Origin of the sequence: Mesorhizobium sp. B1-1-6 (assembly GCF_006443035.1) — a bacterium.
Classification (GTDB): domain Bacteria; phylum Pseudomonadota; class Alphaproteobacteria; order Rhizobiales; family Rhizobiaceae; genus Mesorhizobium.
The window spans coordinates 336,725-348,385 of record NZ_VFWR01000004.1 but is presented as its reverse complement, the minus strand read 5'-3'; the positions used below and the strand labels follow the sequence as shown (position 1 = coordinate 348,385).

Annotated in this window: 12 protein-coding genes; 1 reads left to right on the top strand and 11 read right to left on the bottom strand. The window is 63.7% G+C overall.

Annotated elements, in window-relative coordinates; genetic code table 11:
- Window position 1: 1 nt before the first annotated feature.
- The 11 genes from FJ979_RS10835 to FJ979_RS10785 form a co-directional block, all read right to left on the bottom strand.
- Window positions 2–676 (bottom strand): response regulator transcription factor, encoded by a 675-nt coding sequence (locus FJ979_RS10835; RefSeq protein WP_181165141.1) that lies wholly within the window; start codon window positions 674–676, stop codon window positions 2–4.
- Between the two features lie 342 nt (window positions 677–1,018).
- Window positions 1,019–2,563 (bottom strand): Do family serine endopeptidase, encoded by a 1,545-nt coding sequence (locus FJ979_RS10830; RefSeq protein ID WP_140580858.1) that lies wholly within the window; start codon window positions 2,561–2,563, stop codon window positions 1,019–1,021.
- A gap of 135 nt (window positions 2,564–2,698) precedes the next feature.
- Window positions 2,699–3,166: a cytochrome c-type biogenesis protein gene (locus tag FJ979_RS10825; RefSeq protein WP_140494688.1), complete on the bottom strand. Its 468-nt coding sequence runs from the start codon at window positions 3,164–3,166 to the stop codon at window positions 2,699–2,701.
- The gene (locus FJ979_RS10820) at window positions 3,163–5,154 is read right to left on the bottom strand and encodes a heme lyase CcmF/NrfE family subunit (protein ID WP_140494690.1); all 1,992 of its coding nucleotides are present in this window, start codon (window positions 5,152–5,154) and stop codon (window positions 3,163–3,165) included. Before FJ979_RS10820 ends, FJ979_RS10825 begins: the two co-directional genes overlap by 4 nt.
- Before the next feature lie 29 nt (window positions 5,155–5,183).
- Complete coding sequence (gene ccmE, locus FJ979_RS10815) at window positions 5,184–5,627, bottom strand: cytochrome c maturation protein CcmE (protein ID WP_140494692.1); 444 nt, start codon at window positions 5,625–5,627, stop codon at window positions 5,184–5,186.
- Window positions 5,628–5,641: 14 nt separating this feature from the next.
- Window positions 5,642–6,796 (bottom strand): c-type cytochrome biogenesis protein CcmI, encoded by a 1,155-nt coding sequence (gene ccmI, locus FJ979_RS10810; protein WP_140555843.1) that lies wholly within the window; start codon window positions 6,794–6,796, stop codon window positions 5,642–5,644.
- Between the two features lie 127 nt (window positions 6,797–6,923).
- Window positions 6,924–7,361 (bottom strand): hypothetical protein, encoded by a 438-nt coding sequence (locus FJ979_RS10805; protein ID WP_140517972.1) that lies wholly within the window; start codon window positions 7,359–7,361, stop codon window positions 6,924–6,926.
- 187 nt (window positions 7,362–7,548) lie between these two features.
- Entirely contained in the window at window positions 7,549–8,937 is a 1,389-nt protein-coding gene (locus FJ979_RS10800; RefSeq protein ID WP_281405892.1) for an ATP-binding protein, read from the bottom strand.
- Between the two features lie 28 nt (window positions 8,938–8,965).
- The gene (locus FJ979_RS10795; RefSeq protein WP_140494700.1) at window positions 8,966–9,631 is read right to left on the bottom strand and encodes a response regulator transcription factor; all 666 of its coding nucleotides are present in this window, start codon (window positions 9,629–9,631) and stop codon (window positions 8,966–8,968) included.
- A gap of 72 nt (window positions 9,632–9,703) precedes the next feature.
- Window positions 9,704–9,994 (bottom strand): hypothetical protein, encoded by a 291-nt coding sequence (locus tag FJ979_RS10790; RefSeq protein ID WP_140494702.1) that lies wholly within the window; start codon window positions 9,992–9,994, stop codon window positions 9,704–9,706.
- Window positions 9,995–10,168: 174 nt separating this feature from the next.
- Window positions 10,169–10,576, bottom strand: a complete 408-nt coding sequence (locus FJ979_RS10785) for a DUF3168 domain-containing protein (protein WP_140494704.1) — start codon at window positions 10,574–10,576, stop codon at window positions 10,169–10,171.
- Window positions 10,577–10,832: 256 nt separating this feature from the next.
- Between FJ979_RS10785 and FJ979_RS10780 the strand changes: the two genes are divergently transcribed.
- Window positions 10,833–11,621, top strand: coding sequence for a fumarylacetoacetate hydrolase family protein (locus FJ979_RS10780; protein WP_140580856.1), 789 nt, complete (start codon window positions 10,833–10,835; stop codon window positions 11,619–11,621).
- The last annotated feature ends 40 nt before the right edge of the window (window positions 11,622–11,661 follow it).

The window sequence follows — 11,661 nt, the reverse complement described above, 5'->3', positions numbered from 1 at the left end:
CCTAACCGGCCCTAAGCATGTAACCGGCGCCGCGAATCGTATGCAGGATGGGCTTGTCGAAGCCTTTTTCGATCTTGCCGCGCAGTCGCGAGACATGGACGTCGATGACGTTGGTCTGCGGATCGAAATGATAATCCCAGACATTTTCGAGCAGCATGGTGCGCGTCACCACCTGACCGGCATGGCGCATCAGATATTCAAGCAGGCGGAACTCGCGTGGCTGCAGCGTGATCTCGCGTCCGGCGCGCCTGACCGAATGCGAAAGCCGGTCAAGTTCGAGATCGCCGACGCGGTAGACGGTTTCGGCTTCCTTGGCGCTGGCCCGGCGGTTCAGCACCTCGACGCGGGCGAGCAGCTCGGAAAAGGCATAGGGCTTGGTCAGATAATCGTCGCCGCCGGCGCGTAGGCCGGTGACCCGATCGTCGACCTCGCCCAGCGCCGACAGGATCAGCACCGGCGTGGCGTTCCCCCTGGAGCGCAGGCCGGCGATGACCGAAAGGCCGTCGCGGCGCGGCATCATCCGGTCGATGACCATCACGTCGTAGTCGCCGGCATCGGCGAGCGCGAAGCCGGTCTCGCCGTCACCCGCGACATGCGCGGTGTGCCCGGCCTCGGTAAAGGCTTTCTGCAGATAATCCGCAGCCTCGCGATCGTCTTCTATGACGAGAATCTTCATAGGACCGTTATACGCGATTTCGCTGGAAGATTGAGTAGCCGGCATCTGCATTTTAGCCTTCGCCAAAGCGCATCGCGATCAAGATGATCCAGGCCGCGCGCGATAAAGTCTTGGTTCTCTGGTGTTACTTTCCCAGCATGCTGCCGGCATGCCGTTGCCACCAAAGCGCTCCGCTTGTTCGCTCAGCCTGAGCGCATGGTCCGCGGGGTGAGTGCGGCAGCGGGCGATGGGAAGCCCGCTGCCGCCGGAGGGGAGCACGATGACTGACTAACGTGCTCGGCTCCATACTTCCCGTGCGGCGGCTCGGGGGTGTTTGAAACCGCCGCACTGGAAAAGTCGTTCTCAGCCCTTGGCGACGGGCAGCGCCACAAAGCGGTTGTTGTCGTCGCGGGTGATCTGCATCAGGACAGCCTTGCGCCCGGATTTCACCGCTTCGTCCATGGCCTTGGTGACGTCGTCGGTGCCGTTGACTTCCATCGAATTGACCGCGGTGATGATGTCGCCCGGCTGGATGCCACGGTCGGCGGCATCGCTGTCGGGATCGACATCGGTCACCACCAAACCCTTGCCGTTCTCGGATTTGGTGACGGTCAGACCGAGATCGGCGAGCGTATCGGCCTTAGCCGGAGCCGCAGGCTTGTCGTCGGCCGAGGCCTGCTTGTCGCTTGAAGGCAGCTTGCCGAGCTCCACCTTGACGCTCTGGCTCTTGCCGTCGCGCCAGACCGTGACGTCAACCGACTTGCCCGGCGAATAGGCGCCAATCAGGCGGGCGAGTTCCTTCGGCGAAGCAACATCCTTGCCGTCGACCTGGGTGATCACGTCACCGGCGGTGATGCCGCTCTTCTTGCCGGGGCCGTCGTCCTGTGCGCTGGATACCAGTGCGCCGTTGTTGGACTTCAGGCCGAGCGATTCGGCGATGTCTGATGTGACCGGCTGGATCTCGACGCCGAGCCAGCCGCGCTGCACGGCACCGCTCTTCATCAGATCCTCGACGACCTGCTTGGCGGTCGAGGCAGGAATGTCGAAGGCGATGCCGACGCTGCCGCCGGAAGGCGAGAAGATAGCGGTGTTGATGCCGACCACCTGACCCCTGAGGTTGAAGGTCGGGCCGCCAGAATTGCCGCGGTTGACCGAGGCGTCGATCTGGATGAAATCATCATAGGGACCGGCGCCGATGTCACGGCCCCGCGCCGAGACAATGCCGGCGGTGACGGTGCCGCCGAGACCGAAGGGGTTGCCGACGGCCACGACCCAATCGCCGACCCGAACCTTGGAGTCGTCGGCGAAGTCGACATAGGTAAATTTGCCGCCACCCTCGACCTTGAGCACCGCGAGGTCGGTGCGCGGGTCGGTACCGACCAGCTTGGCGTCGAGTTCCTTGCCGTCATTGGTCACCACGGTGAAGGCGGTGCCCTCTTCGACGACATGGTTGTTGGTGACGAGATAGCCATCCTCGGAGATGAAGAAGCCCGACCCTTGAGCCACCGGGCGCGGCTCGCCATTACCGCGGTCACGATGCCCGAACCGGCGGTGGCCATCGTCGTTCTGGCCGCCCTGATCGCCAAAGCCGCGGAATTCCTTGAAAAAGCGGCGCAGCTGCGGATTGTTGGGCAAATTGTCGAAACCGTCCTGGTCGTCGGAGCCGTCATCGGCGGTGGGCTGGACCTTGGCCTTAACCTTGACGCTGACAACGGCGGGCGAAACGCGCTCGACGACATCGGCGAAGCTGGGGACCTGCGGCGCCTCGACGCGCACGGCATCGGCCAGAACGGGGCTGGTTCCGCTGGTCAACGCGCCAACGCCGATCGCGCCGGCAACGGCGACGGAAGCGACGGCAGCCAGGAGACGCTTGCGGGTGCGGGAATATGAATTGGGGGCAATATTCATGGGGTCTCGTATCCTCTTTTCGAAGGGACGCGCCTTGTCGGCATCCTGTGGAAGAGAATTAGAGCGGCGTACATTACGACGCCATTTCCGACGCATGAAATTTTGGTAATGTTGGCGAACGATCGCCGCCTGCACTCAATCGCGGCGCAGGATCGCCTCCAGTGCCGCCCGCTCGTCGGCGGAGAGGGATTTTGTCGCCAGTGTCCGGCGCGATCTCGCGCTGAGCACGACGAACAGGCCACCGGCCAAAAGCAGGATCACCGGCGTGCCCCAAAGCAGAGCGTTGCGCAGGTCGAAGCGCGGCTTCAGCAGCACGAACTCGCCGTAGCGCGAAACCACATAGTCCATCACCTGCTTGTCGGTATCGCCAGCGACCAGGCGCTGGCGCACCAGAACGCGCAGGTCACGGGCAAGATCGGCATCGGATTCGTCGATCGACTGGTTCTGGCAGACCATGCAGCGCAGCCCTTCCGACAGCGCTCGCGCTCTCGCTTCCAGCGTCGGATCGGCAAGCATCTCGTCGGGCTTCACCGCCAGCGCCGTGCCGGCAAAGGACAGCGCCAGCACCATCACGAGCGACGCGATGGACAACTTCGCCTTCATGGCAGGCCCGCGGGGCTCATGGCGCCGGCCTGCTTGCGGCGGCGCGAGGGTGCGCCGACGCGCAGGCGCCTGTCCATCAGCGACATGGCCGCACCAACCATCATGACCAGGCCGCCGCCCCAGATCAGCGTCACCAGCGGTTTCCACCACAGGCGCACCACGACCGATCCGTCATTGCCCTCGTCGCCGAGCGAAATGTAAAGCTGCGAAAGGCCCATCGTCCTGATGCCTGATTCCGTCGTCGTCGTCTGGCGTACCGGATAGAAGCGCTTGGCCGAGCTGATTTCGCCAACCGGACTGCCGCCGACACCGATCAGTTGGAAGCGACCGCGATCCTCGCTGTAATTCGGTCCCTGCGCCGGATGGAGCCCGACGAAACGCAGAGTGTGGCCGGACAATTCGACGGTTTGCCCGGCATGCATCGACAGGATCTTCTCGGTGCCGAAGCAAAGCGTGCCGACGATGCCAAGCGTGGTCAGGCCAAGACCGAGGTGGGCAAGCGCTGTGCCGAAGACCGAGCGCGGCAGGCCGAGCAGGCGCCTGACCATGACCCTCGCAGCCACATTGCCGAACCCCGCCTTGACAGCGAGGTCGGTGAGAGCGCCGAGGATCAGCCAGACGGCAAGACCCACGCCAAGGGCTGCGAATACCGAAGCGCCGTTGATGAACAGGGCGGTGACCAGCGTTGCCAGAAGCGCCGCCGCGAAAGCTGCCATCAGGCGCTGCGCGACGGCGAAGACGTCGCCGCGCTTCCAGGCCAGCAGCGGCCCGAACGGAACCATGGCCAGCAACGGCACCATGAGCGGTCCGAAGGTGAGGTCGAAGAACGGCGCGCCGACCGAAATCTTGTCGGCCGAAAGGGCCTCGACGGCCAACGGATAGAGCGTACCGACGAGTACGGTGGCGGTGGCCGTGGTCAGGAACAAATTATTCAGCACCAGCGCGCCTTCGCGCGAAACCGGATGAAAGAGGCCGCCGGCCGTCAGCCTCGAGGCACGCAGTGCAAACAGCGTCAATGATCCACCGATGAACAACGTCAGTATGCACAGGATGAAGATGCCGCGCGTCGGATCGGTGGCGAAGGCATGCACCGAGGTCAGGACGCCCGAACGCACCAGGAAGGTGCCGAGCAACGACAGTGAAAAGGTCAGGATGGCGAGCAGCAGCGTCCAGATCTTCAGTGCCGAACGCTTTTCCATGACGATGGCCGAATGGAGCAGCGCGGTGCCCGCCAGCCACGGCATGAAGGAGGCGTTCTCGACCGGATCCCAGAACCAGAAGCCGCCCCAGCCGAGCTCGTAATAAGCCCAGTACGAGCCCATGGCGATGCCGCCGGTCAGGAACATCCAGGCCACCAGGGTCCACGGCCGTACCCATCGCGCCCAGGACGCATCGATGCGTCCGTCGATGAGCGCGGCTACCGAGAACGAGAAACAGATCGAAAAGCCGACATAGCCGAGATAGAGCAGTGGCGGGTGCACTGCGAGGCCGAGATCCTGCAAAATGGGATTGAGATCGCGCCCTTCGATGGGCGCCGGCGAAAGCCTGGCGAAGGGATTGGACGTTGCCAGGATAAACAGGAAGAATGTCGCGCCGATCGCACCCTGCACGGCAAGCACGTTGGCGCGTAGCGTCGCCGGCAGGTTGGAGCCGAAGGCGGCGACCAGCGCACCGAAGAAGGTCAGGATCAACACCCAGAGCAGCATCGAGCCTTCGTGATTGCCCCAGGTTCCAGTGATCTTATAGATCATCGGCTGCAGCGAATGGGAATTTTCCCAGACGCTGGCGACCGAGAAATCGGAGCTCGCATAGGCGCTGACCAGTGCGGCGAAGGACAGCGCCGTCAGGGCAAAGCCGGTGATCGCGACGGGAGCGCCGACCGCCATCAGGCGCTGATTGTTGGTGCGGGCGCCAAACAGCGGCACCACCGTCTGCACCAGCGCCAGCGCGAAGGCCAGGACCAGCGCGAAATGTCCGGTCTCAACCATGATCGCCAACCCGGCTATATCGAGCCTGCCTATTCACTCTTGCTCTCCTGCCAAACGCCCTTGGCCTTCAGCCCATCGGCCACTTCCTTGGGCATGTAGCGCTCGTCGTGCTTGGCCAGAACGCTGTCGGCCACAAAGACGCCATCCGGGCCGAACGTGCCCTCGGTGATGACCCCCTGCTCCTCGCGAAATAGGTCAGGCAGGATGCCTGTATAGGTGACCTTGACCGATTTATGGGTGTCGGTCACCGAGAACGCCACTGTCGCCCCCTGCCCGCGCTGGATCGTGCCTTTTTCCACCAGGCCGCCCAGCCTGATGCGCTGGCCCGGCTGCACCGTCGCCGTGGCCAGATCGGCGGGCATGTAGAAATAGGACGCCTTCTGGCCGAGCGCATAGAATGTCAGGCCGGTGGCGGCGCCGAGGAAGGCCAGGCCGCCCGCGATCACCGACAATCGTTTCTGTTTGCGTGTCATTGTCCGGTCCAGCCCTATTGCGTCGCCGTCAGGCCGAGCGAAGCGGCAAAAGCGGTGAATTTCCTGGCTTCGTCACTGTCGGCTCCAAAGACGGCAATAGCTCGGCTCAGCGCCTCGCGCGCCTGGTCGGCCTTGCCCAGCACGATGTAGGAACGAACGAGCCGCATCCATCCTTCCGGGTCGCGCGGATTCTGCCGCAGCTTCTCGTCGAGCCCGGCGACCATGGTGTTGATCATGGCTTCCCTGTCCTGCGGCGACATCGATGAAGCGGCATCGATATCGCCCGCGGTCGGTCCGTTTGCCGGCTCGCTCGAAGCGATGCCTGCATTGCCGGCGCCGGAACTATCGGACTTGGCCAGCGCCTGCTCGATCGCGCCGCGCCATGGCGAATCCTTCGGCAGCGTGCCCAGCATCGCCTGCCAGGCCGCGGCCGCCTCCTTGCTGCGGCCCTCCTGCGCCAAGGCCATAGCCAGGTAGAAGCCGGCCTTGGCATTGGCCGGGTCAAGTTTCAGGGCCGCCTCGAAGGCCTCCTGGGCATCCGCCGAAACGATGCCGCCGGCCGCGCTGGCGATCGCCTCGCCGAGACCGGCCCGGCGAACAGCGCTGTCGCCGTCGAGGCGAATGGCGTTGCGATAGGCGGCGACCGCGTCGGAAAAGCGCTGCATGCGCAGATAGACCGGCGCCAGCACGTCCCATCCTCTGCCGTCGGACGGATTGGCGGCAAGATGGGCTTCGGCGCGAGCCACAAGTTCGTCGACCGAGCTGTCGGCCGGATTCTTGGCCAGCCGCTCGCTGAGCGGCTGCGAGGGCAGATCGGGCGAGCCTATGTTGATGTAGAGGCCCCAACTGACCAGCGGCACCGCCAGCACGGCCGCGGTGGCGACAAGCCGCGTCGCGACGGATGTACGTCCGACGGATGCGCTGCCGGTCTGGTCCGCATTGTCGAGACGAAGGATGCGCCGGGCGATCTCGGCGCGCGCCTCATCGGCTTCGGCAGGCTTGATCAGGCCACGGGCGGCGTCGCGGTCGAGTTCGGACAGTTGGTCGCGATAAACTTCCAGATCGTGCTCGCCGCTCGAAGACGCGCTTCTGGCGCCACCGGCCAGCGGCAGCAGCACCGCCAGGCTGGCGCCCAGCGTTAGGATTGCGGCTATGACCCAGAACAGCATGGTTCTTCCAATAACGGCAGAGCCTTGCCCTGCCAACACAAGCATACTGCGACGCTTTGACGGCGGGCGCGCCGCATATCCTTCATCGACATCAACCGGCCGGGTCCGAAATGGACCGGCTAGCCTGTCAGGTGAGCGGCGTCCAACTGCCATCGGCGTTGCGGCAAGCCGTTCCACGCGCCGTGACCCCTGCCCCGCCGGTAAAGACGGTCTGCGTGTACTGGCGGCAGTCCTGTGAGCCGACGCGGTAGGGCTGAGCCGGAACCACTTCGCCATAACGGGACGCCTGGGTGCCCTTCCACGTCACCTTCTGGCCGCTCGTGGTGTATTCGAGCGCCTTGTATTCAGCCTCGAGCGCGCTGCGCTTTTCGGCGTCGCTAAGCCCGCTGCCGATCGACCCGCCAATGAGGCCGCCGCCCATCGCAGAGATAATCGTCGTGGCGACTTTGCCGCCGCCGGATGGCGTCGAGGCCGGCGTCGCAGCGATGGTGGGAGCCTTGCCGCCCAAGGTGGTGCAGCCAGAAACGGCCATCAATGCGGAAACAAGCGCGACGCGAATCTTCATGCCAACAACCGGTTTTCTTGAGCTGGAGCCTGTCATGGATGAGCCGGGGGCCGCGTCATCGGAGAAGTCGGCGAGCCTATAATGTTGATATTTGTCGGAAATTTGGCCGTTGGGCCCGCTACGGAGCCAATCGGTGCCCCGCCATAACATGCCCAGCCCTTCAATGTCGATCGGCCGGGGAAAGGCATCACTGAAGGCTCCGCAATCGCACTACCGCCTTCAATCCGCCCATGCCGGACCGTTCGAGCAGCAGTATGCCTCCATACTCGTTGACGAGGTCGGCGACAATGGCCAAGCCGAGACCCGTGCCCGGCTTGGTCTCGTCCAGGCGTCGTCCGCGTTTCAACGCTTCGCGCGCTTTTTCCTCGGGTATGCCCGGTCCGTCGTCTTCGATGGCGATCTCGAACATGTTGTCGTCCTTGTCACCCACGGGAACGACGGAAATCGAAACCGCGCTCTTCGCCCATTTCATCGCGTTTTCGAGCAGATTGCCGAGCAACTCCTCGAGGTCCTCGCGCTCGCCGGCAAAGACGATCTCGATCGGCGGCAGCGACAACGACAGGTTGGTCTGCGGATTGAGCTTCTGCAAGACCCTGACCATGCGCTGCACCAACGGCGCTATCGGCGTGCGATAGACGACGCTGTCGCGCTGCGCCGCGACGCGGGCGCGCTGGAGATAGTGATCGACCTGCTTCTGCATGGAAGCGGCCTGTTCGGCGATCAGTTGCCCCTTGGCGCCACCAAGCGCCCGCCCCTCGTTGAGCAGCACCGCCAGCGGTGTCTTCAGGGAATGGGCGAGATTGCCGACCTGAGTCCGCGAGCGCTCGACGATACGCCGGTTGTTCTCGATCAAGGCATTGGTTTCGTTGGCAAGCGGTTCAATCTCGGCTGGAAACTGGCCGTCAAGTCTTTGCGCGGTGCCTTCGCGCACCATGGCGAGCGCGTTCCTGACCCTTCGCAGCGGTTGCAGGCCGAGCAGGATGGCGATGGCGTTGATGGCGATCATGCCGACGCCGAACAGGGAAAGGTAGGTCAGGAGGCGGCGCTGGAAGGTGGCGATCTCCTGTTCCAGTTCGGTCTTGTTGCCCATGACGCGAAAGCGGGCGGCGCGGTTCTTGGCATCGAGAACGAATTCGCTCTCGAACACGACCAACTCCTCGCCATCGATGCCTTGCGCCGCGTAGCTGCGCTGGAAATTGGCGTTGAAGGGAACGTCCGCCACATCGGGCGACGGGATCGTCTTGGTCATCGACGATGAGTGGAGATTGCCGTGCACCCCTTCCGAGGCGGGTTCGACGGACCAGTACCAGCCCGAATTCGGTTCCGAGAAGCGGAGGTCGCCGAGATCCGGAGCGCCGGTGAGCGCGCCGGTGTCGGAAATGCCGATGGAGCCGATCAGGTTGAACAGATGCGCAGAAAGCAGGCTGTCGAAACCGCGCTCGCTGGCCTGGCGGTAGAGCGTGGTAATGAGGGTGAAAATGACGATGAGGGTCAGGATCGCCCAGACCGTGGAAAAGGCGATGACGCGGAACGTCAGCGAGCGCGGCCACAAGCGCAGCGAGAGCCGCTTGCTCACGGTTGGGTTGGTAGGGAGCGGTTCCGCCTTACGCCTCCGGCTCACGCATGCGATAACCCATGCCGCGCACGGTTTCGATCATGTCGATGCCCATTTTCTTGCGGAGCCGTCCGACAAACACCTCGATCGTGTTGGAATCGCGGTCGAAATCCTGGTCGTAGAGATGCTCTACCAGTTCGGTCCGCGAGACGACCTCGCCCATGTGATGCATCAGGTAGGCAAGCAGGCGGAACTCATGCGATGTCAGCTTCAACGGCACGCCGGCGACATCGGCCTTCGAGGCCTTGGTGTCGAGGCGTAGCGGCCCGCAGGTCAGTTCGGATGAGGCGTGGCCGGCGGCGCGGCGGATCAGCGCCCTGACCCGCGCCAGGACCTCCTCGATGTGGAACGGCTTGGTGACATAGTCGTCCGCGCCGGCGTCGATGCCGGAGACCTTGTCGCTCCAGCGGTCGCGGGCGGTCAGGATCAGCACCGGCATCTTGCGGCCGCCGCGCCGCCAGCGCTCGACCACGCTGATGCCGTCCATTTGCGGCAGGCCGATGTCGAGCACGACCGCGTCGTAGGGCTCGGTGTCACCGAGAAAATGGCCCTCCTCGCCGTCATATGCCCGGTCGACGACATAGCCGGCGTCGACCAGCGCATCCGATATCTGCCGGTTGAGATCCTTGTCATCCTCGACGACCAGTACGCGCATGCGAAGACCACTGCCTGTTGACCGATTGCTTCAGCTATAGGCCGATTCCGCCGGCCTGGGAAACGACGGGGGTCAGTTCTGCGGGACGACGATCTCGGAGCGGCGCGGACGCTGCCCGTTCTTGCCCGGAACGAGCACGACGATGACGCAGACCGGCTGCCCGCCTCGCGTCGACTGCGAGGCCTTGGCAAGCGTCCCGCCATTCTGCTCGGCCACCTGCTGGCCGATCGCGTAGCAGTCGGCCGCCGCCACGACAATCGATTCATCCTGCGCGGCTGCCGGCGCCACGCTTGCCGGCACCGCAAGCAGCCCGGCGCAGAGCGCCAGGGTCGCGGTTCGGAAATGGGAGCGAAGCGTTCTCATGGCCAGCGTTGTAACGCATCGGCGCTGAACGTGAAATGAACGGTGATCGCCGCTGAAACCATGCTCAGCCACCCCTGCAATGCGAGACAAACAAATTGAGATTTCACCGCCCAACCCGATGAAACCCATGAAGTTCCAGTCTAGACTCCGTTTCGTTCATATTGAAAGCGCGCGTCAGGCGTTTTCCTGGGTCAGCGCCCGAAAACGCAGCAGGCCGTGATGGACAAGCAGTTCCTCGTCATAGCGCGCCTCGCTGAATTCGAGCGACAGGCGTGTCTGGCCGCGAGCACCGACCTCCAGCACCGCGTCGGCAAGGCGCGCCTCGATGGCATCCATGATGGCGCGCGTTTCGGCTTCGCCATGGGCCTTCGACCAGACATGCAGCGTAATAAGTTGATCGTCGCGGTTCTCGGCGCCAGTGTCCCAGTCAAAGGCGCAAGTCTGGCCGCATGTGACATAGGGAAAGGCGACGTTGTCGGTTGGTTGTTCGCGCAGTCCGGCGCCGCCCAGCAGAGCCGACAGGGACGGATCGCTTTTTAGCCTCAGAAACAGTGCCTGTTGCAAATCGCCGGGCGCCGTCATCGTTTCTCCCTCACCCGGTGCGCTATCGACCCTGCTCGCCAGAAGCTCTTCCGCACTCCAGACGCTTTGCCATATAAAGCCATTTACCGAACGAACACGATTGCCGATTCGTTGTCACGATGATGAATGTCGATGATCTCGAAAATACGACTTCCCGACAATCTCGTCAGCGACGATGAATAGCGGGTATCCTTTGCGCACCGCAAGCATCAGCAACACCCGGCAGCGCCGCATTTCCTAATTTCAGGAGCTGACCATGCTCGATCCAGAAAAGGCCAGGGCCGCGTCGCGCCTCCTGGTAGGCCATTGGGACAAGGGCACCCGCCTCGACGCCATACCCGAGGAATTGCGGCCGAAGACGCGGGCCGAAGGCTACGCCATCCAGTCGCACGTCATGGATCGCTCAGTGGCTCCGCTCTTCGGCTGGAAGATCGCGGCAACCAGCCTGGCCGGCCAGCGGCATATCAACGTCGACGGCCCGATGGCCGGGCGCCTCCTCGCCGAGAAGGCGGTCGAGGTCGGTGGCTCCGTTTCCCTGGCGACAAGCAAGATGCGTGTCGCCGAGATCGAATTCGCCTTCCGGTTCAGCCGTCAGTTGCCGCCTCGCCCGGGGCCTTATGAAATCGGTGATGTAATGGACGCCGTGGCGAGTTTGCATCCGGCGATCGAAATACCGGACTCCCGCTATGACGATTTCTGCGCTGTCGGCGCGCCGCAGCTCATCGCCGACAATGCTTGTGCCAATCTGTTCGTCATCGGCGAGGCGGCGGAAGACGATTGGCGTGACGTAGATTTCGCGAAGCACCCGGTGGCCGCTTCTGTCTCTGGAAGGTCGCAGCATACCGGATCAGGAGCAGCCGTGTTGGGCGATCCGCGTGTTGCGCTGACCTGGATCGTCAACGAACTGTCGGGGCTGGGCATAACGCTCCAGCCGGGGCAAGTGGTGATAACCGGCACCTGCGTGACGCCGATAAATGTCGAGGCCGGCGACGAAGTCATCGGCGATTTGGGCAGGTTCGGCCGGGTCTCGGTGCGCTTCTGCTAGCAGTTTTACCCCTGTGACAATCCCCTGAGGCAGACAGGCC